The sequence below is a fragment of the Agriterribacter sp. genome (genome assembly GCF_035444585.1).
Classification (GTDB): domain Bacteria; phylum Bacteroidota; class Bacteroidia; order Chitinophagales; family Chitinophagaceae; genus Agriterribacter.
The window spans coordinates 1-20,513 of the sequence record NZ_DAOMOZ010000015.1 but is presented as its reverse complement, the minus strand read 5'-3'; the positions used below and the strand labels follow the sequence as shown (position 1 = coordinate 20,513).

Annotated in this window: 18 protein-coding genes and 1 riboswitch; of the genes, 3 read left to right on the top strand and 15 right to left on the bottom strand. The window is 39.0% G+C overall.

The annotated features are described in order from the left end of the window. Window positions 1-93 precede the first annotated feature (93 nt). Window positions 94-1,668, bottom strand: a complete 1,575-nt coding sequence (locus tag PLH26_RS02940) for a TonB-dependent receptor (RefSeq protein WP_324584489.1) — start codon at window positions 1,666-1,668, stop codon at window positions 94-96. A 96-nt stretch (window positions 1,669-1,764) separates the two neighbouring features. Then, window positions 1,765-2,463, bottom strand: a complete 699-nt coding sequence (locus PLH26_RS02935) for a carboxypeptidase-like regulatory domain-containing protein (RefSeq protein WP_324584488.1) — start codon at window positions 2,461-2,463, stop codon at window positions 1,765-1,767. Window positions 2,464-2,554: 91 nt separating this feature from the next. After that, window positions 2,555-2,663: riboswitch (TPP riboswitch) on the bottom strand. A 167-nt stretch (window positions 2,664-2,830) separates the two neighbouring features. Here PLH26_RS02935 and PLH26_RS02930 point away from each other — a divergent pair. Then, a complete protein-coding gene (locus tag PLH26_RS02930) occupies window positions 2,831-3,556 on the top strand; it encodes a head GIN domain-containing protein (RefSeq protein ID WP_324584487.1) in 726 nt (241 codons plus the stop codon). A 204-nt stretch (window positions 3,557-3,760) separates the two neighbouring features. Then, window positions 3,761-4,459 (top strand): NAD-dependent epimerase/dehydratase family protein, encoded by a 699-nt coding sequence (locus PLH26_RS02925; RefSeq protein ID WP_324584486.1) that lies wholly within the window; start codon window positions 3,761-3,763, stop codon window positions 4,457-4,459. On the opposite strand, the gene PLH26_RS02920 is transcribed toward PLH26_RS02925, so the two are convergent. Then, window positions 4,438-4,581 carry a hypothetical protein gene (locus tag PLH26_RS02920; RefSeq protein ID WP_324584485.1) on the bottom strand — a complete coding sequence of 48 codons (144 nt, stop codon included), beginning with the start codon at window positions 4,579-4,581 and terminating at the stop codon, window positions 4,438-4,440. The two genes, PLH26_RS02925 and PLH26_RS02920, sit on opposite strands and share 22 nt — an antisense overlap. A 260-nt stretch (window positions 4,582-4,841) precedes the next feature. On the opposite strand from PLH26_RS02920, the gene PLH26_RS02915 reads away from it, so the two are divergent. Next, on the top strand, window positions 4,842-5,621 hold the full coding sequence (locus PLH26_RS02915; protein ID WP_324584484.1) for a glycosyltransferase family 4 protein: 780 nt from the start codon (window positions 4,842-4,844) through the stop codon (window positions 5,619-5,621). A 3-nt stretch (window positions 5,622-5,624) separates the two neighbouring features. On the opposite strand, the gene PLH26_RS02910 is transcribed toward PLH26_RS02915, so the two are convergent. The 12 genes from PLH26_RS02910 to PLH26_RS02855 all read right to left on the bottom strand — a co-directional run. Beyond that, complete coding sequence (locus PLH26_RS02910; RefSeq protein WP_324584483.1) at window positions 5,625-6,626, bottom strand: glycosyltransferase family 2 protein; 1,002 nt, start codon at window positions 6,624-6,626, stop codon at window positions 5,625-5,627. Window positions 6,627-6,650: 24 nt separating this feature from the next. Beyond that, a complete protein-coding gene (locus PLH26_RS02905; RefSeq protein WP_324584482.1) occupies window positions 6,651-7,790 on the bottom strand; it encodes a glycosyltransferase in 1,140 nt (379 codons plus the stop codon). Continuing rightward, window positions 7,783-8,667, bottom strand: a complete 885-nt coding sequence (locus tag PLH26_RS02900) for a GDP-mannose 4,6-dehydratase (protein ID WP_324584481.1) — start codon at window positions 8,665-8,667, stop codon at window positions 7,783-7,785. The genes PLH26_RS02905 and PLH26_RS02900 overlap by 8 nt, the downstream gene beginning before the upstream one ends. Before the next feature lies 1 nt (window position 8,668). Next, on the bottom strand, window positions 8,669-9,382 hold the full coding sequence (locus PLH26_RS02895; RefSeq protein WP_324584480.1) for an FkbM family methyltransferase: 714 nt from the start codon (window positions 9,380-9,382) through the stop codon (window positions 8,669-8,671). 37 nt (window positions 9,383-9,419) lie between these two features. Further along, window positions 9,420-10,676 (bottom strand): class I SAM-dependent methyltransferase, encoded by a 1,257-nt coding sequence (locus PLH26_RS02890; protein ID WP_324584479.1) that lies wholly within the window; start codon window positions 10,674-10,676, stop codon window positions 9,420-9,422. Between the two features lie 3 nt (window positions 10,677-10,679). Continuing rightward, window positions 10,680-11,540 (bottom strand): NAD-dependent epimerase/dehydratase family protein, encoded by an 861-nt coding sequence (locus PLH26_RS02885; protein ID WP_324584478.1) that lies wholly within the window; start codon window positions 11,538-11,540, stop codon window positions 10,680-10,682. 3 nt (window positions 11,541-11,543) lie between these two features. Further along, complete coding sequence (locus tag PLH26_RS02880; RefSeq protein WP_324584477.1) at window positions 11,544-12,773, bottom strand: methyltransferase domain-containing protein; 1,230 nt, start codon at window positions 12,771-12,773, stop codon at window positions 11,544-11,546. A 3-nt stretch (window positions 12,774-12,776) separates the two neighbouring features. Next, on the bottom strand, window positions 12,777-13,322 hold the full coding sequence (rfbC, locus tag PLH26_RS02875; protein WP_324584476.1) for a dTDP-4-dehydrorhamnose 3,5-epimerase: 546 nt from the start codon (window positions 13,320-13,322) through the stop codon (window positions 12,777-12,779). Next, complete coding sequence (gene rfbG, locus PLH26_RS02870; RefSeq protein ID WP_324584475.1) at window positions 13,319-14,395, bottom strand: CDP-glucose 4,6-dehydratase; 1,077 nt, start codon at window positions 14,393-14,395, stop codon at window positions 13,319-13,321. The genes rfbC and rfbG overlap by 4 nt, the downstream gene beginning before the upstream one ends. Next, entirely contained in the window at window positions 14,389-15,165 is a 777-nt protein-coding gene (rfbF, locus tag PLH26_RS02865) for a glucose-1-phosphate cytidylyltransferase (RefSeq protein WP_324584474.1), read from the bottom strand. The genes rfbG and rfbF overlap by 7 nt, the downstream gene beginning before the upstream one ends. Before the next feature lie 159 nt (window positions 15,166-15,324). Continuing rightward, window positions 15,325-20,013 (bottom strand): NIDO-like domain-containing protein, encoded by a 4,689-nt coding sequence (locus PLH26_RS02860; RefSeq protein ID WP_324584473.1) that lies wholly within the window; start codon window positions 20,011-20,013, stop codon window positions 15,325-15,327. A 93-nt stretch (window positions 20,014-20,106) separates the two neighbouring features. Next, on the bottom strand, window positions 20,107-20,513 hold a 407-nt coding region (locus PLH26_RS02855; RefSeq protein WP_324584472.1), incomplete at its 5' end, for a hypothetical protein.

Genomic DNA, 20,513 nt, shown 5'->3' with positions numbered 1-20,513 from the left:
AAGCTGTCAGCCGTCAGTCTATCAGCAAATATCGTTGATGCTGTGTCTTGTCTTTGATAGACTGACAGCCGACTACCCATAGCTCACAGCTGCTTACAGTTTCACATTTATCCCTACCAGAAAATTCCTGCCCGCCATGGGGAAATAATAATTTTCATTTACCAGTGCTCCTCCGGAAATATAGCTGTACGTATAACCGTTGGGCTCGTATTTTTTATTGAAAAGATTGTTCACCTGCAATACCAGGTCAATTTCACTGAACAACAATTTGTTCAACGTATATATAGCCCTGAAATCCTGCACATAAAAAGCATCCAGTTTTCTTGCTTCATTGCCGGTATTATCAAGGTATTGCTTGCCGGCGTATTTGCTTAAAAAGCTGATCTCCCAGTTTTGCAATGGCATAAAGCTGATAGCAGTGCTACCGGTAACCGAAGGAGAAAAAGAGATATCGCTTTCGCTGTAGGTTTCAGATTTCTGAGTGCCATTATCATAATCATCATACCACGCAACAAAATTTTTTACCTTGTTGCGACTGAAAGCAATATTGCCCGCGGCATTCAGCCATTGAACAGGTTCCCATTTGGCCTGCAGTTCAATACCCATGCGGTAGCTGTCGGGAATATTGGTGCGAACGTATGCGCCCACATCATTTATCTTGCCGGTTAATACCAACTGGTTATGATATTTCATATAATAAAAAGATGCACCCCAGTTGAATGTGTGGTTTTTTTGTTCAACTCCCAGCTCAATATCATGCAGGGTTTCGGGCCGGGGCTGTTGTTCGGCGCCTGCTTCAAAATCGTCCCGGTTGGGTTCCTTATTGGCCAGGGCATACGAAATATAGCCCGACCAGCTTTGGCTGGTATAGCTTATTCCCGCTTTGGGATTGATAAAATGATACGTATTGCTCACAAACAATGCGGGATTATCCCTGAACCCATCCAACTGGTATCTTACGTTCCGGTATTGTATATCGCCGAATACTTCAAGATTGGACGTTAATCTTTGCTGAAGCTTCGTATAGATATTAAGATCTGTTTTAAAGGCATCGAGGTCATACCATTGGTAATCCCTGGGAATACCCGTCTCGGCCCAGGCGATTTTTCCATAATGATTTCCATCATACCGGTTCCACCCGCCGCCGGTTATCCATTGCGTACCCTTATTTTTATACTGAAGCGAAAAAATTCCACCGTAATAATAATTATCGAGCCATAGTTGTCGTACAACATCAGTATGGGTTATTATAGAATCACCAATGGTTAAGTTCGGTAATCCAAAATCGGTAAACTTCCGCGAAGCTTTATATTGCTCATAGTATCCTTTGCCGCGGCTCAGGAATGCCGCTACATTAAAGCTCAGGCGATCATTTATGCCCTGGTTATAAAACAACTGGTAATGATCCTGCTGGTAATTATCGGTCTCATTTTCGTAGGGTTCACCCGGCTTTTCTGTTCCTGCCGAATTGTAAGTACGGTTGATTTTTAAAAGGCTTTCCGGCACGCCGTTCCAGGCCTGATAGGTTTTTTCTTTCCCGGAAAAAACGTTCAGCCTTAGCGAGGCTTTCCCGGAAAAATAAGCAGTAGATAAATAGAACGATTTCAGGTCGCTGCCAGCCCGGTCTATATAGCCATCGCTCTTCAGTGAAGAAAGTCTCGCATCCACTGTAAAATGATCATCTATCAGGCCTGTACCGGCTTTCAGTGTATTTTTCCAGGTATTGAAAGAGCCGTAGCTGTTATTGCTTTCCGCATAAGCTGTTTAAATGAACTCATTGGTGGTCATATTAATGGTGGCGCCAAAAGCACCCGCGCCATTGCTGCTGGTACCAACTCCGCGTTGTACCTGTATGCTGTTCACCGATGAAACAAAGTCGGGCAGGTCTACAAAAAAGCTCCCCTGCGATTCTGCGTCATTATAGGGGATGCCATTGAGCGTTACATTGATCCGGGTAGCATCCGTACCCCTTATCCGTATGCCTGTATATCCTACCCCATTCCCCGCGTCGGAGCTTACAATAACAGAGGGGAGCTGGTTGAGTACAAAAGGAAGATCCTGACCCGTATTTGCTTTTTCTATCTCTTTTTTCGACAGGTTGCTTTTGGTGAATGGCGCTCTTTCACTTGCCCGTACTCCTTTTATTTCAATGGGTTGCAGCATCAGATTGATCCTTTCCAATACAATGTTTGCTGGAGAGAGTGAAGGTACCTGTATGGTTTCCCGGATCGCTTTAAAACCAATAGAGCTTACCGTTATCGTATAGCTACCTTCTTTGAGGTGATTAAAGTAGAAGTCACCATTTTCGTCTGAAACCGCATTCCTGTTTCCCGACAAACCAATGCTGGCGTTGGCAACAGGCTGCCCTGAGTCTTTTTCTACAATTTTTCCATGAAGCGGGTGCTGTGCAAAAGCTGTAATAGCAACTGCCAGCATCATCAATAGCGAAAATACTTTTTTCATTTTCTGTTTTTGTTATCGGCTGCCGACGTGCATACTTTTTTTAATGCACTCACCTGTCGTTGGCCGGGTTTACAAAAACAGGAAAGGAGAGATGTGAGGACTCGTCCTTCCCTGCGCAGGCATTACCCTGATCAGGTTCTACGGGTTTGATCTCAGTCTTGCCCCGCTGTAAGCGAAACAAAACACCCCGGGAATCACTGAGGTTAAACAAACTTTAACCACGGTTGTTTGTGGTGCAAAGTTAAGGGAGTTTTAAAATATCTTCCAAATTGTGTAACTTTTGTTCCCTGCCATCGTATAACAATGGTTGGTAATACAGATCAGGCACTATTTGCTTCTGTTGACAAAAAACTTAAAAAGCTTCGCAATGAAGAAAATATTATTGCTTGCATTATGCGCCGTTTTCGTTTTGGCAGCCGGTGCCCAGGATGACAAGGTATTTGTAAATGATAAAAATGCCCGGCCCAGGGATGTAAAAGGTCCCTTTTCTGCCATTTCTGTTTCGGGCTCTATTGATTTGTATTTATCGCAGAGCGATGAGGAAGTAGTGGTAGTTAGCGCGGCTGAAACCAAATACCGCGACCGGATCGTTACCGAAGTGGTAAACGGGGAACTTAAAATACACTATAACGATAAAGGATGGTCATGGGCAGGTGGCAGTAAAAATTTAAAAGCCTATGTTTCCTTTAAAACGATCCAAAAGCTGTCGGCCTCAGGCGCCTCCGATATTTATGCAAATGGTGTGATAAAAGCAGATGCGTTAAAAATAGATATTTCGGGTTCGAGCGATTTTAAAGGAGCCGTGGATGTTGATCATCTGAGTCTTGAACAAAGTGGCAGTTCCGATTCCCGGATCAGTGGCCGGGCGCAGAATGTAAAAATTGAGGTAAGTGGCGCCAGTGATGTAAAAGGATACGACCTGGTTGCCGGCTATTGTGAGGCCAGCGCCAGCGGCGCCAGCGATATACAAATTACTGTAGAAAAAGAGCTTACCGCCAGCGCCAGCGGTGCCAGCGACATCTATTATAAAGGGCAGGGTATAACCCGCAATATCAAAAGCAGCGGCGCCAGCTCGGTAGCGAGGAGGGATTGAGGGGGAATGTTTTTCGGAAAAATACCTTTTGGTACCCTTCTCATTATACGTATGTTTGATTCATTTTATAAATGAATATTTTGATTAGACCGGGTGTGTCTTCTCGTTATTCTTGATAATATGACCGATGTGGACATCTGAAAAGATGTCTTTTTTTGTTCATATTTGCATTTCAAAAGGATACATATCTTTAAAACAGAGCAAATGGTAATTGGTAAAGGACTGGTAGCGAAAGTATTTGAAACTTATAAAACAGATAATCGTTTCTTAATTTTTGCTTCCGGTGTTTCGGATTCAACGAATACAGATAAAAATGCATTTGACAGAGAGAAGCGATTATTAATAAAAAGCATGAAAGAGCATGAAGAAAAAATATTTATTTATTTCAGTACTTGCAGTATTTATGACACGGTTTTGAGTAAAACACCTTATGTATTGCATAAGCTGGAAATGGAAAGAGTGATTTCTGCTTTACACAAACGTTACCACATTTTCAGAGTTTCAAATTTAGCAGGTCGTTCACCTAATCCACACACTGTATTGAATTTTTTTGTTCAGCATATTTTATCAGGCACTCCTTTTTTTTTATGGAACAATGCCTCAAGGAATATTATTGATGCAGATGATGCTTTTTTAATTTGCAATTATATTCTTCAGGAAAGCAACTCATATAAAAGAGTGACTAACATAGCCAATACGGCTAATTATGATGTAAAAGTTATTGTAAGGGAGATTGAGCTTTTTTTTCAGAAGAAAGGCAATTATACATTTGTTGAAAATTTCAGTCACCCCGAAATAGATGTTTCTGCAATACAAAGTATAATTTCAATGCTTAATATTAAATTTGACAACGATTATTTAAAAAAGGTCATAAATAAGTACTACGCAGCTAATGACATATAAACAGGCAAAATTGAAACTTGCTGCGGAACATGCATTGATGTTTCCTTTTGTAATGCTGGGAAAATTTTTTGGGCTTCTGTTTCCTCTAAAAACCAGTCATCACCTTTTTCTTTTTTTCCCAAACGGGGATATTGGTGGATCACCAAAAGTTAATATTGATATTACTGAATGTGTGAAAGACACGCAACCTCTTATTATATTTTCTAAAAAACCTAAGAATAATCAATTCTATAAAAAGTTTAGAGAGACTGGGGTAAGAATAATTGATCTTGCGCCATATATTGACAATAAATTTTTTCATTTTTTAAATTTTATTTTCCGTGGCGTAATTGCGACCTGGGTGCACAGGAACCCGCAGTCGGTAATATTTGGTGGTGAATGCATGTTTTTTTATAAAATGCTTCCCCATGTAAAAAAAACGGTTAAGTGTGTTGAATTAAGCCATTTGCCAACCTGGCTCAATTATAATATCGGATTTATTGACCGGATTGATAAGAGGATATTCAGTACACTTAAGTTAAAAGAACAGGTAATAAAACAATATGACGAAAATAAGCTCGATGATGTTTTTTATGAAAAATTACTGTTCATTGACAACGCGGTAGATATTCCTTCGGTTTCAACTACGGAAAATGATACACTTGAGGTGGTTTTTATAGGAAGAGGTGCACCACAAAAAAGGGTGCATTTGATTGCAGAAATTGCCGGGAGAATGTATGGGTCAGGCGATAAAGTTCATTTCTCTTTTGTGGGGGATGTAGAAAAAATAATCAACCCGGAAGATTTTCCTTTTTCTGAATTCTATGGAAATGTAAATGATGAGTTGCTGATGGACAAAATATACCGACGATCTGATGTGCTGATTCTTACTTCTGCATTTGAAGGGTTGCCGATAGTGATCATGACCATGATGGCCCACGGCAAAGTTGTGTTATCAACTGCAGTAAACGGCATACCAGATTATATCGAACACATGAAGAGCGGATTGCTGATTTACGAGACCGAAGAGGATAAAATAGTAGACAAGGGTGTAGAATTATTAAGACTTTTACTGCTGCAACCCAATATTAAAATGGAACTTGGAAAGAGAAGCCGGGAAGCCGCAATAGAAAAGTTCAGCAGAACTGTATTTTGTAAACAATATAGAGAAGTCTTAAAGTAGTTGCTATTTTAAAAAAGGCTTATTATACAACTGACGGAATTTTCTAAAAAGATATCGCATCGGCTTGCTGCTGTCGATCAGTAATGCCGCTTTCATCTCCACATTATTTGTGATTGAATAGGATGGGTTACCGGAGATCTGTTTGCATTCTTTTTCAAAAGCAGCTACGGTCTGAGATACGGTTATCCCATCTCTTTCCGGCAGGGGGTATCTTAACATTTTATGACAAATGCTTTTACAAAAATGGGCAATAAATGCCGGCGCATTTTCTTTGATGCCCACTTGCAGATCCGGATCATTCATTAGTTGCTTTAAAAAGCTGGTAAACTCTTTTAAAGCCTTATAATAAATTACCGGATCAGCCATTTGAGAAGTATTCTGGTGCAGCCTGTATTTGAAGGCGGGAGTTTCAGCAACTGCAACGCTACCTTTCTGTGCTATAGAAAACCATAATGCATAATCCGCAAACATTAATTTGGGAAAAGAGGGGATCCCGTTAAGTGTGTTATATAAATCAGAACGAAACATAAACCCTGTGCCATTAATATCTATTGTTCTTTGCAAAGCTTTTCCGATAAATTCACTGTTCTCCATAATTGAGTTCATACGTAAGCAATCCCGTATTTTATTTCCCTTTGCATCAATAAATATGAAATGTGTTTGGTAAAGGCTTGCATCTTTATTCGCATCAATGAGTAAATTCATTACTTCAAGATATTGGGGCATCAATACATCATCATGACCGATCAAGGTCATGAATTTATTTTTGGGGATATCCAAAGCCCTGTTCCAGTTATCTTCTATTGTCAATGGTTTTACGGAAGGGAATATTTTTATCCGGGTGTCTTTTAGTGATGCTAACCATTCGCTTGTTCCATCACTACTTTTATTGTCGAGTATTAATAAATCAAAATTTTGTAGCGTCTGAGAAAGCACGCTTGCTACACATTCCTTAATGTATTCGCCACCATTATGAACCGGTAGTATAACACTGAATTTGTTCATCTTCCTTTAAGCAATTTCATGAAGTCATCTTTCTGCTATAAATTTCAGATAAGGCTCAATGGCTTTATCAAAGCTGTAAAACTTGGCTGCCCTAATGCCATTTTCAACATAAAATCTATAATTTTCTCTGATTTTGGAAACCGCTTTGTGTATTTCTTCGGGGCTCAAATCATCTATCAACATGCCACATTGAAATTCATTTACAAACTTAAAACCTATAATATTGCTGGCTACAACAGGTACTCCGGCAGCAAGATATTTAAACATTTTTCCCGATGGTGCGGACGCGTAATTAAAGTAATTATCGCGAATTACCGGCACATTAAAATTATAAAAGCAGAAACCTATTTCAAAATGTGATAAAGATTCCACCACCTCATCATTTTCAAGATATTTTCTTTTTAGAACCAACCGCTTCTGATCCAGGAGGTGTTTGTAGTCATTATTCACCCTGTCAATATCTTTAGGCATGATAGCGCCTTGTACTGTCAGCTTTTCATCATTATATGTGTTTATATAATCCAGGCAATGGTAAAAGCCCAGCTCATCGTACGCAGAGCCTCCATAGATAAGCCCGTTACGCACTTCTTTAACAACGTCTTTATATATAGGGGCATTTTGAACAAAAAAGGTTTTTATCTGTTTGTCTTTAAATAAATACCGGTAACGTTCAATACTCTGTATTAACACGCAGTTAATGTAATTTAAGTTTATTAAGGGCAAATGTTTTTCATCTATTGTTAACTCAAGTGACAGAAAATCTGTTTTTACTTTTAACAGGGAGCAAAAAACAGCATTCAAAATATCTACGCTAATAATAGCCTTATATTGGTGTTTCTTTATTGTTTTTTTTACAAAGAGAAATTTAAAAAAGTATTCTTTGTAGTTTAGGTTGTTTTTTTTGAAAAGCCTTGCTTCTCTGTTAAATAATGATGCAAGTTGAAATAATATCCAATAAAAATATCGTCCCTTTACATGGTAAAATTTATGATACAGCACATTTCGATTCTCTAATTTTTGATTATTGAAACTATGGGGACGCTCCGCTGTAATTGTTACGTCATATTTTTTTTGCAACTCATCATATAACTGTATTACAGTTGGAGAATAGGCAATGTGTTCCCCATTAAATAAGATCAGTATTTTTTTTCTTTCATTACTCATTCATCATCATATTTGCCAATTGATAAAAATTGATTTTCGGCTCCCAGCCTATTCCTTTTATTACTCCGGGGTTGCTGAGTAATATCCTGTATTCAGGAATATAATGATTTTGAAGCACTACATAATTTTGCCATTGCAGTTTCTTTAAGGAAAAGCACAGCTCTAACCAATCTTTTATTGTATAAGCTTTTCCGCTGCCGATTACTGCTTCTGATATCATATCCTGATTTACCAATTCCCATACAGCATCTACCACGTCTCCTGCATAATTGAATTCTTTTTGTACTTCAATGTCTCCCAAAATCAGTTTTTCCGTACTACCCGATGCTATTCTTTGAACGGCACGGACTATTTTTTGATTAACATGTTGTTCCGTTCTTAACGGGCTGTCGTGATTAAAAAAGTAGCCCACATATACTTTTAATCTAAAAGCTTTGATATAGTATCTGGCAGCATAAACAGAATGGATGCGCGCTATGGAATAAGGGCTGCTGGCCTCGAATTCAGTCGCTTCATCAATGGGAAGGTTCTTATTTTTGAATTGCATCGCACTTCCCGAAATAAACACACGGGTTAGCGGAGAAAATAATTTTATACTTTCTAAAATATTGATGGTGCCCGTGGCAATTGTTTCATGGTTTTCAAAAAGAAACTCATGTTTTGTGCTGGACCGGGCTGCGAAGTGAAAAATGTAATCAGGTATATTTTCCTTAATAAGCTTTTGTACAAAATGGTAGTCACTTACTGATCCGCAGATCGCCGCATTGGTTCTGGACACATTGATTACTTCAATGCCCAAATTGCTAAGCAATAGATTAAGGTAAAAGCCGTCCTGGCCATTTGAACCAAAAATAAGTGCCCGCTGTATTTTACTCATGTCAGAAGTTAAGCAAATCGCTACGGCAAAAAATAGTGTTTATATGTGTATCTGCATAAGCAAAATATCCTTTACTATGCATATAATCATTAATCTCAGTTATTTTTTTTTCCGTATTATCAAGGTACCCAAATGTAATGGTCTCCACGCAAATCACCTCGGGTTTGAATCTTTCAAAGTCAATAGATTGTAATATCTCAAGATCCAAGCCTTCTACATCAAGTGAAATAAAGTTAGGATAGGGTTTAAAATGATCTTTCATTATTGTGTTGATGTTTGTAAGGGGAACGGACAATGTGCGATAATCCAATCCTGAATCTTTTTTTCTAATGTCAGCTTCTTTTTTAGAAAATGTGCTCCAGCCATTCATCAAACCCGGAAATAAATAGAAGCTGGCATTTTCCTGGTCATTAATGCCAATACCTATATTAAGAATAGTGTCCTTGGGACGTTGCTTCTTAATTGTTTTTACCATTTCAATATCCGGCTCTATACAAACTCCCTTACAGCCTTTTTTGTAAAATCCATATGTGTTGTTGCATATTTTGGGCTGATTGGTGCCAATTTCAAGATAAGTTGGGTTGGATATTTTGAGACTGCTAAACAAATATTCAATTATTAAATCTTCTCCTGTTTGTGAATAAGATGCTTTTGCCTTCATGAAAACTACGTCCAATCCCTTACCGCATTTTCTTAAAAACCTTTTCAAGTTCATCTTAGTATTTGCATTGTGAGTTGTAAAATGTTACTCTTTAGCGTTTAAATATTTCTATTGCAGGGATCGGAAAAATAAATCCTGTGCCTTTTGATAAAGCTTCATGCTCTCTTTCTATAAATTCATTTTTGAAATGCCAGGGCAGTACCAGGTAATAATCAGGGTTCATTGCCCTGCTCTCAGCTTCACTGATAATGGGGATATTTGTTCCCAATGTATAAGCTCCGTATTTATCAGGATTTCTTTCCGCAGCATAATCTACCAGCATATTATTGATATCGCACCATTGTAAAATAGTATTTCCCTTGGTTGAAGCACCATAAATATGCACTTTTTTCCCTTCTCTTTTTAGTTGCACAAGCAGGTCGTGTAATTCATTCTTTACTTTCTCAATTCTAAATTGAAACGCTACGTAGGGTTTATCGGTATCTAACTCCAGATCGAATTCTTTTTGCCGCACTTCATTCATCAGCTTATGGTTTTCCTGTTGATAATATAAGCCACTTTCAATATGGGTAGCATAGCAGCGAATGCTACCGCCATTAATGTCATTGAATGATATTTTGAAAATTTTCATCCCGGACATCGCTGCTATTTTTTCCAGTACTGCTAAACTGTAATATTCCAAATGTTCATGACAAATGGTATCATAACTATCCATCTCAAGCATGTGGGGCATATAGCTCATTTCAAAAATCCAAATACCTTCCGGTGCTAAAATGCGTTTTATATTCTTCACAAAGTCCACCGGGCTTTCTAAATCATAAAACATAGCAATTGAGGTTACAATATCAATTTTTGTGTCGCCTATTAATTTGCTGAGTTCGGCTGACGGAAAAATGTCCTGTACTACTGCCGCTCCTTTTACCTCCCGGGCAACATCGCTTGGATCGCACCCGAACTTCGTAAAGCCCTCAGGATAGTAACCAAATAAAGTGCCGTCATTACAACCTATATCCAGCACAGTTGCATCGTTTTTTTTGATGAGTGTCATAGCACTATCTGCAATCCCTTTTAAATGGGTGCGCATTGTTTGATTGGTACCGCTTCTGTACCAATATGCTGCATATAAAATATCAGAAGGAACACTATGCTCCATTTGTAATAACCCGCATGCATTCTCATCTATTTGAGGATTGCATCTTACTAAAGAGCAATTGATCTTACGCTGAGAAGGCATTTCTTTTCCCGGCTTTACAAAGGACCCCTGTAAATATTGAGGACCTAGGTTTATAACAGATGTTAATGATGCTGAGCCACAAACCCTACAGGTGGTTCTCTTGCGAATATGCATATATTAATTCATTTTATTTATGATTTGCTTTAATAGACTGTTATCCCCCCAAAAATGCATTGGCTCATAATCGGGATAAGGATAATAGCCCAAATTTAATTTTATAATTGCATTTCTGGATTGCAGGTATTGCTGCACCACTTGCTTTACCGTAACAGGTATACCGCTGCAACAATTAATGATGCCGGAAACCTTTGTTTGTAAAGCAATATCAACAATGTACTCCGCTACTTTCTCAACATGTAAAAAATCCCTGGTTTGTTCGCCTCCGCTCATATTGAATATTTCGTCGCCTCTGTCAAGCGCCTGCTGAAGTTGCGAAAGTAAGGATTTTGCATTTTGCCCTTTCCCAAACATGTAAAACAGCCTGATCCACTTGTATCCAAAAGAATAGCTTTCTTTTAAATCTTCAATAAACATTCTGAGCTCATTTTTTGCCTGTGCATATGCATTCCGCGGTAAGGGTTGCATAGCTTCTGATAATTTCCCCTCTCGCATTCCATATTCCAAACAGGTGCCGGTTATATTGATGTTTTTTAAACCGTTTCTGATTATATTTTCAAGGAACGTTTTATGCCTCGGCAGGTTTTGTTTGAGATGGAAATCATCCTTATAATTTGGAAGTCCTTCCCAGCTCAGATGAATCATAATATCCGGCTTGCCAAAGAACTCAAAATAGTTTTTGCTTTCTTTTAAGGATTTCAGATCAAGCGGAAGATATTCTGCTTTAGTAAACCAGTTTTTTTGTTTGGCGGTAGCCTCATTACCTGAACTGGCAATAACATGGTAATTCCTTTTCAATAATGCTTCTACTACGTAATTTCCTATAAACCCTGTTGCCCCGGTTACCAATACTTTTTGCATACACTAGTTAATTATTTGTAAAGACGGTACTGGTATTACAAATGCTCCATTCCATTTCTTTATATAGGAAAGCTGTGTTGTTATTTCATCTTTTAGATTCCAGGGAAGTATGATAACATAGTCTGGCTTGTGGTTCTTTAAATATTCTTCGTTCATTACCGGTATATGACTTGCAGGCAACCATTTGTTTTGCTTGTGTGGGTTTGCATCTGCAACATAGTCAATAAGATCGTTTTTAATACCACAATAGTTGAGTAAGGTATTGCCTTTTGCTGCAGCACCATAAGCAGCTACTTTTTTATTATTACGCTTACAAGTTATTAAAAAATCAGTGAGATCGAGCTTTACTTTCAGCGCTTTCGCCTGGAACCCGTTATAATAGTCGGGGCTATTCAATCCCTTTTCTGCTTCTTTTTCCAAAAGCGCAGTGACATTTGCCGTAACTTGTTTACCGGCATCTTCAACGTGTTTGGCATAAATCCTTAAGGACCCGCCATGTGTTGGGATCTCTTCCACGTCAAATAATTCTAATCCCTGCGAAGAAAATATTTTTTGCACTGTGCCAAAAGAGAGATAAGAAAAATGCTCGTGATAAATGGTGTCAAACTGGTTATTATCTACCAGTTGCATCAGGTGGGGAAACTCCATGGTAATAACCCCTGCCGGAGCCAGTATTATTTTCATCCCTCCAACAAAATCAAGTATATCGGGAACATGTGCCAATACGTTATTGCCTAATAAAAGATCTGCAGATATATTTTTTGAAGCGAGCTCCTTTGCTAATCTTATACCAAAAAAATCCACAATGGTTTCTATTCCTTTTTTAACGGCTACTTCTGCTGTATTTGCTGTAGGTTCGATGCCCAGGACCGGCACATTTTTCTCACGAAAGTATTGTAAAAGATAACCATCGTTCGATGCTAACTCTATAACCTTTGAAGCGTCATTTAAACCGAAATTTTTGATCATTTTATCTGTATACGCTCTGGCATGCGTTAGCCAACTGGTTGAATAAGATGAAAAATATACATAATCACTATTAAAAATTGCATCAGATTTTTTGTATTCATTAACCTGTACCAAAAAACATTTGTGACAGGTGTATATTTTGAGCGGGTAAAATGTTTCAGGTTCGTTTAACTGCTCTTTGGTTAAAAAAGAGTTGGAAGCAGGCGAGTTAATAAGGTCAATAAAAATATGGTTAAGCTCTGTTTTACAAAACCTGCATTGCATAACTTAGATCCCTTTAAAATTGTTATTAAGATATGGATGAGCGGAGTCTTTCACCGAGATGACGCTAACGGGTAACGGCCACTCAATTTTAATCAGCAGATCATCATATTTTATACCGCCTTCAGCGCCGGGAGTATAGTATTCAGAATGATGATACAACAATTCTGCATCGTCAGACAGAGATTGAAAGCCATGAGCAAAACCTTCTGGTATGTATATCATCTTTTTATTTTGTGCTGATAGCTCAATGGCAAACCATTTCAAAAATGTGGGAGAATCTTTTCTTAAATCTACAATCACATCAAACACTACTCCGGCAATGCACCTGATCATTTTGATTTCCCTGTACGGCGCGACCTGGTAATGCATTCCGCGGATGGTTCCTTTTTTTGTTGTAAATGAATGATTCATCTGCACCCATTCTTTGTTATGATTAATTTTTTCAAATTCTTTTTTACAAAAATACCGTGCAAGCCAGCCCCGGTTATCGATGAATCGCTCCGGTTCTATAATATAGCTACCTTTTAATGGAGTGGAAGAGAAGATCATAAAGCAAGATACGTATTGATTTGCCGTAGTGTACAATCCTTTTTTTTACTATCCGGTTGCTTGTACCAGTTTATTGTCCAGTCAATCGAGGATGCAGCATCCAACTTTGGCCTCCACCCCAATTCAGTTTGGGCTTTGGTTATATCAAGCTGTAATAGACTGGCTTCATGTGGCTGATATGAGCCGGATGCATCCGTCCAGCTACCGCTGCCCCATTTGTCAATTGCTTTTTCAACAAGCGCCTTAACGGTTAAGTGGTCTCCGGGCAAAGGCCCGAAATTAAAAGCTGTGGAATATTTCCCGGCATCTTCGTTCACTAACCCCCCTAACAGCAAGTAACCGGTTAAGGGTTCTAACACATGCTGCCACGGACGTACGGATGTAGGATTGCGCACAATGATATTTTGACGGGATTGCAATGAGCGGATGATATCCGGTATGATCCTGTCTGTACTCCAGTCTCCGCCACCAATCACATTGCCTGCTCTTGCGCTCGCTAACGATTTTTGATGTTCATTAAACTTGCCGACATTGAAGAAGCTCTTTCTGAAAGAGCTTACTACCAGTTCGGTGCATGCTTTACTGGCACTGTAAGGGTCGTAGCCACCCAGTATGTCCTCTTCTTTATAGAGAATATGTTGTTCTTTATTTTCGTATACTTTATCAGTAGTGATAACAACAGTAGTACATTTTTTCCGTAATAAAGAAATGCATTCAAGCAGATTGGCAGTACCGGTGACATTTACTTCAAAAGTTTCGGCCGGGATTTTATAGGATCGACGAACGAGGGACTGGGCAGCCAGGTGAAAGATATAATCAGGCTGATACGCTTCTATCTCTGCCTGTAATCTTTCTTTATCCTTTATATCGGCTATAATGCTTTCAGAAAGATTTTTTGCCTCAGTAATATTAAATAATGAATATTCAAATTCAGGTGCCAATGCATAACCCTTAACCTTTGCACCCAATTCATGCAACAGCAACAACAACCAGGTGCCTTTGAATCCGGTATGCCCCGTTACAAAAATTTTTTTGTGTTTATAGAAATCCGTAAGCGAAGCTTTACTTACCATATTTTCCATTTTGCCGCTTTGTTTTTCCACATGGCTTCTAATTCAATTTTATCACGCATAGCATCCATGCATTTCCAGAACCCCGTGTGCTTAAAAGCCACCAATTCATTATTATTGGTGAGGTTTTCCAGAGGCTCATCTTCCCACATCATTTCATTCATATCGTCTGCCAAATATTCGAATACTTCGGGCTTCAGTACAAAAAAGCCTGCATTGATCCATTTGCTTTCATCTTTTGCTTTTTCTTTAAAAGACGCTACCTCGTTGTTCTTACCAATATCCATGCCGCCAAAACGGGCCTCAAGCTGAACTGCAGTAACAGTAGCTATTTTAGCATGGGATTTATGAAATGCCACAAGATCATCAATATTTATATCGGCTACTCCATCGCCATAGGTCAGCATAAAATCTTCATTACCTATATACTGCTGTACCTGTTTTAAACGTCCTGCAGTTTTGGTAGTGCTGCCGGTTTCTATCAGTGTAACCTTAAATGCTTCTGAGTGAGTGCCAAGCACCTGCATTTTATTATTTGCTATATCAATAGTTATATCAGAATTATGAAGAAAATAATTCATGAAATATTCTTTAATCACATATCCCTTATAACCAAGACAAACAATAAAATCATCGAACCCATAATGGCTGTATATTTTCATGATATGCCACAAAATCGGCTTGCCACCTATTTCAACCATTGGCTTTGGACGTGTATCCGTTTCTTCAGCTATGCGGGTGCCCAGTCCGCCTGCAAATATTACAACTTTCATATACATATAAGATTACACAAAACTAAAGGATTTATATTATTACCGCCGGTTTGTGTCTTTTTGAACGGAAGTTATAACTTTTAATGGAAGAAGATACCCTCTTTGCAATTTAGGCAACCTGGAATTGTTCACTACTGCTGTAAAATAGTGTGAAACCTCCTATAGTTTGATAAATTTAATAGTATGCGTTTCTCCGCTTCGGTTTCTCAATATTGCAAAATAGAGTCCTCTGTTAAGGTTAAATACTGGTATAACTAAAGAGGTTAAGTTAGCAATTTTCTTTATTGCTAATCGTTGCTCGCCTTTTGAGCTGAATATTTCAAGGGTTTCCCATTGCATTGATGGATCTAAAGAGTCAAGAACGAATTCATTCATCACAGGATTGGGAAATATATAGGCGGACCGGCCCGAAAGATCAGGGGCAGATGGATTGACTATCAGAGTAGCAGTATCGCTTAAAATGATCATTGGAATTACGCAAAGCGCTGTATTTGCAACAATACAAGCTATTTTTACGCCGGAACTATCAGGTTTGTATTCTAAAGTAGAGCTGGTTGCTCCAGGTATTAAATTATAATTATTCTGTGGCTTTATTTCAATCCATTGGTAGGTGACGCTTGCTCCAACAGGCGAGTAGGATACCGAAAGTAGTGCACTCTGTCCTTCGGCAATGGTGGTTTCTCCTGAAATGGTAGCCCTCGCATATTGTGTAGGTTTAACATCAAAGGTTATTGTGTCGCTTGTTACAGTAAATGGGTTGTTACACAAGTTAATACTTGTAACTTGTACGAATAGCTGATCGTTTGTTTTAAGCGTACTATTAATGTATATATCCGAGTTATCTCCTGCCTCTATTCCATTAAGCAGCCATGTATATTTGGGAGAAGACCCCAGGTTGTTTGTTAATGCATTGAATTGAATAGTAGATGCCGAACAGGCTAAATTATTTCCATAGGGTGATATTAACTTCACAGATGGAGAGGGAGTTTCCTTTACTAATAGTATTATTGGATTGCTTACAGCAGTTGATTCCGTAACACAATCTGAGCTGCTTGTTAAGATTACACTAACTTCATCTCCGTTTGTAAGTTGAGCAGATTTAAATTCATTGCTGTTGACTCCCACATTTTTACCGTTTACCTGCCATTGATACGATGGGGTGTCCCCTCCATTAACAGCATGAGCTGTAAATATAACTTCTTCTCCTTTGCAAATATCGGTGTCGTTTGCTGACAGGCTTACTGCAGCATGTTGAATAGCATTGGTGTTTATGATGGCAATGGGTTTGCTGGCAAATTCACCACAGGCTGTTTTACCGATAAGCCTGTAGGTTCCTGTGCCGTTTGTTATGAGGCTTGTATCATTGGTGTTCCCAATGTTGGCCAAATCCTTTTGCCACTGCAATTGCTGGAAAGTGCCGGCAACAGATGCTGTAAGTGTAACAGATTCGCCGGGGCAAAGAAATAAGCTATCTTCCATTAAGTTATTAATGGACAACGATGGAATTATCTCGTTCCCGTTACTGCAGGGGATGGCAGCGTAGCTGCCAATATCAACCGGAGAGTATTCGTTCCGTTTTTTTCCATCAATGTCGGTTTGAATATTTAATGCAGAGGTGATTCCGGCGTTATTGGCAATACTTCCACTGGCCAGATGGAGATCAAAACTTGTGCTGTCGCCTATCGGATTTATATACGAGGGGTCCCCAACGAAGCTTCCATTATCGCATTTGCATTCCTGTTGGTAAGCTTTTAACATAGACGGCACTGTGTTATCGGTAGCTGAGTACCATATATTCTTTGCACTTATTGTTGTAAAGTTATCAGTATACATATATATATGTTTGGAAACCACGTTTGGCATTATTTCCCTGTCTATTTGAATAATATTATTGGTTACATATATTTTATTCTCTCCCTGAGCGTAAGGAGCAACTCCTATACCTGCAGCCTCATAAAGGGTATACCCCCCGATATAAATTGAATTATGCTCTACATAGGCAAGTGGATTGCCTATGCCTGCGCGGCCAACTTGAATTGCCATCATATTGGTTCTGTTTGTATCAACATTATTTCCATACATGTCAATACCAAGCCGGATTGCATTGTTCCATATTTTTACTGTAGCGGCAGATGCAATGATCCCATGTAATTCATAAACTGACATAGAATCCACCTTTACCGGTGAAAATGAGTGGATTTTATTCCCGAAAACCTGTACCTCACCTGTTGTCGCCGCCCTGTCGTTATAACCCGTTCCGTAATCATGCACAACTATGCCGTAAATATGCCCGAATGGCCTTGGTTGGGCTTTTTGTAATCCCCTGCTATATAAGGCGTAGATGTTGTTATTTGAAATACTATTTATTTTTTGTGAGGTTAAGCTGGCGTTGATCGCGAAGACCGATTCACTTGCTTCAATATGGTGAAAGCTGTTGCCTTTAACAATTAAGTTTTCCGTATTACCCGTCAAAATACAATGAATCTGCGCCCCGCTGTAAACACCCCTGAACGTATTATTTTTTATTATGGAAGTCCTGGAATTTGTGTATATCAATTCTAACGTGCTTCCGAATGAATTTCTTTTTACATGGTTATCGCCTCCAAAATCATTGTTTTCCACGTAAAGCGTATCAGCCCCCACCGCTATAAAAGAGTTAGTCCCGTCGTTATTGGAAGGAGGGGAATAAATACCCGAAAAGTAATTATTGGTTATGCGTTTTACGCCACCCTTTAAATGAAGGAGTGAAAACCCATTTTTAAGCATTAGTGAAAATCCGGGATCATCTGAGCCAAAAATATTATGGTCAATAGTCACATCTCCCCCATCTGCATGAATCAACTTCGCGCTTCCCCGGGGATAAGGTATACTGATATTGCTGAACCGGTTGTTGGCGATATTCGCCTTTGCCGTAAATGATATATTCTGATAATATATGAAATGGTAATTATCCATTCCCGTGGAGTTAACGATGTACTGACCTGATCCCCACTTTGATTCGGCGCCTCCGAATAAGTTTTGTGTAATGTCAACGGATCCGATGTTAACCAGTTTGATACATCCTCCTCCATCGGAATATTCAATTGTCTGAGGCTGGTAAAACCGGTTACCCGAAATTAAAGTATTGGCTCCCCCATTTTCCATATAAATTGCCTGGCCGGAAAATCTGCTAAACTCGTTATTCGTTATGCTGGTGTTCCTGCTTCCCGAACCATCGTTTGAATAGATATATAGCAGTCTGGTTTTTGCATTAACTTCCTCCGCTGAAAAAGTGCAATGCGATATCGAAAAATAATTTACCGGCTTGGCTTGCTTCCCATTTTTAAACGTGTAGTATCCAATATCTATACCATTGCTATAGGGACCATAATGTTCCAGGGAGTTATTAATAACGATATTGCAGTAATGGATGCCACCCGAGTCCGCGCCATTTACGTATGAAATAAATCCCCATCTTGATGAACCAGGGTGCGAAAATGTGATATTTCTGGAACTTCCCATTCCCCCAGGTCTACCATCAAGAACAACGTGTTTTACGCTGTCAACCCAAAAAATGTCTCTTAAAGTGTCCATTTTCCAGCTAATATCGGCATCAATAGCCGGGCGTATCGTAATCTGTTTGATAAAAGGATTCTGCAATTCCTTATTAAAAGTAATAGGGTAGGTTTCAGATTCCGGCGAATAATTTTTCTGTAATTCAATGATCAGTTCTCCACCAATATGATTACAGTCTGACGCATCTTTTATTAAGGCCGTGATAGAAGGATAGTCTGCAGGAATTCTTATAATGCCGCTTATAAGCGGAGCCGGAGTTTGAATCTCTCCGTTAATAGTATCGGAATTTATAAACCCGTTTGTGGCAAATACTCTAAAGTTATAGTTGTGAGCAGGTTGAAGTTTTGAATAAAAATAATTATAAACGGATTTATTTGTTGGATCATCAGGGTATTCTTCTTTCTCAAGTGTGTAATTTATACCATCATCCGTTTTTTCCAAATAAATTAAAGTTTCGTTCGTTGCCTGATCGGTAAAACTCAAATTCAAACACCCCGGCTTAATATCTGAGAAGGTGATTGGTCCTGGCTTTGCTGGTTTAGCAGTATCAGGTAAAAATGTAAACCTGGCATTATCATCTATGGTAGCGCTGTTACCTGCTAATGAACCATAGTTTGCATATACAGTATCGAGTTCGCCTGGTAAAAGGACAGAAAGAATTTGATCCTTATTTAAAATGTTGGTTTTACAAAAAATCTTATAAAGATAAGTACTGCCATATCCCGTGAATCCGATAAGACCCTGATAAACAAATTGAACCCGACCAGTTCTTTCATGCAGCCAAACCTGAAATCTCATCGGCTCACCTGTTGGCTGAAACGCGCCATTAAATTCAATAATCATCCTTTTATTGGGAGCATTTCCGATGGATTTATATGTAGCAGAGGACCAGACGGTGCCATTGTAAAGGGGAACCAGAACCCTCGTTTCCTCAACGGGGTTGTTAGACGCTATAGGAGAGCCTAGTTTCACAAACCCATATGGCGAGACAAAAAGGCTATCAAAACTTTCGAGTCCAAATCTAAACCGGAAACCGTCAATCGGTATGGATGTTGAACTATAGATGGCGTTTCCTTCAAAGCTTATGGATTTCGCATCATTCATTACAACCAACTCTGTTGTGTCAACAATAAATTTAAAAGAATGCTTGTTCCAAACACTACTCTGGCCCTTTACATTGCCAGTGGCTAAAAAAGACAGCACCAGTAAAAAAATACTATATGGACATATTTGAATATTGACAACCGCAAGTGTTGATGACATCCAGGGTTTTTGAAGTGTTTTTACAGACATAGTAAGAGAATATAAAGAGGCGTAGCACCTAAGGTAAGCATTATCCCTTTTAAAAATTAAACCCTAATATTTTTTTCGATGGATATACAGGAATCATATCCTTTTGAGGCCTCTTTTCCCTGCAATCACCAAAATGGAGGTTGACATAAAGGGGATTTTTGTAGTATCATCCCTGAAGAAATTTTTTACCAGGAAGCGCTTCAGCTTCCCTTCTTTTAAAACATCCAGGGGCGCAGTGATATAGCTGCTGTGCAGCACTTCAAACCCGTTGCGTTCAAGCAGGCGTATGATCCTTCCTTGGGTATAAATGCGGGCATTGGCCCACCGCTCGTGTAAAAAACGGGGCAGCCACGAAAAAAAAGGAACGCGGTTCCAGGGCAACAGGGGTAGTTTGGCACCATGTGTTTCAAATAGCCACCATTTGTTGGGGACAGAGATGGCCATCAAGCCGTCATCTTTTAAAAGCTGCCGGTAAATGGATACGCTGTTCTCATCATGAA

Coding starts and splice junctions, on each gene's coding strand:
- PLH26_RS02935 (WP_324584488.1), bottom strand. CDS start 2,463: ATGAAAAAAGTATTTTCGCTATTGATGATGCTGGCAGTTGCTATTACA.
- PLH26_RS02930 (WP_324584487.1), top strand. CDS start 2,831: ATGAAGAAAATATTATTGCTTGCATTATGCGCCGTTTTCGTTTTGGCA.
- PLH26_RS02925 (WP_324584486.1), top strand. CDS start 3,761: ATGGTAATTGGTAAAGGACTGGTAGCGAAAGTATTTGAAACTTATAAA.
- PLH26_RS02915 (WP_324584484.1), top strand. CDS start 4,842: ATGTTTTTTTATAAAATGCTTCCCCATGTAAAAAAAACGGTTAAGTGT.
- PLH26_RS02910 (WP_324584483.1), bottom strand. CDS start 6,626: ATGAACAAATTCAGTGTTATACTACCGGTTCATAATGGTGGCGAATAC.
- PLH26_RS02905 (WP_324584482.1), bottom strand. CDS start 7,790: ATGAGTAATGAAAGAAAAAAAATACTGATCTTATTTAATGGGGAACAC.
- PLH26_RS02900 (WP_324584481.1), bottom strand. CDS start 8,667: ATGAGTAAAATACAGCGGGCACTTATTTTTGGTTCAAATGGCCAGGAC.
- PLH26_RS02895 (WP_324584480.1), bottom strand. CDS start 9,382: ATGAACTTGAAAAGGTTTTTAAGAAAATGCGGTAAGGGATTGGACGTA.
- PLH26_RS02890 (WP_324584479.1), bottom strand. CDS start 10,676: ATGCATATTCGCAAGAGAACCACCTGTAGGGTTTGTGGCTCAGCATCA.
- PLH26_RS02885 (WP_324584478.1), bottom strand. CDS start 11,540: ATGCAAAAAGTATTGGTAACCGGGGCAACAGGGTTTATAGGAAATTAC.
- PLH26_RS02880 (WP_324584477.1), bottom strand. CDS start 12,773: ATGCAATGCAGGTTTTGTAAAACAGAGCTTAACCATATTTTTATTGAC.
- rfbC (WP_324584476.1), bottom strand. CDS start 13,322: ATGATCTTCTCTTCCACTCCATTAAAAGGTAGCTATATTATAGAACCG.
- rfbG (WP_324584475.1), bottom strand. CDS start 14,395: ATGGTAAGTAAAGCTTCGCTTACGGATTTCTATAAACACAAAAAAATT.
- rfbF (WP_324584474.1), bottom strand. CDS start 15,165: ATGAAAGTTGTAATATTTGCAGGCGGACTGGGCACCCGCATAGCTGAA.
- PLH26_RS02860 (WP_324584473.1), bottom strand. CDS start 20,013: ATGTCTGTAAAAACACTTCAAAAACCCTGGATGTCATCAACACTTGCG.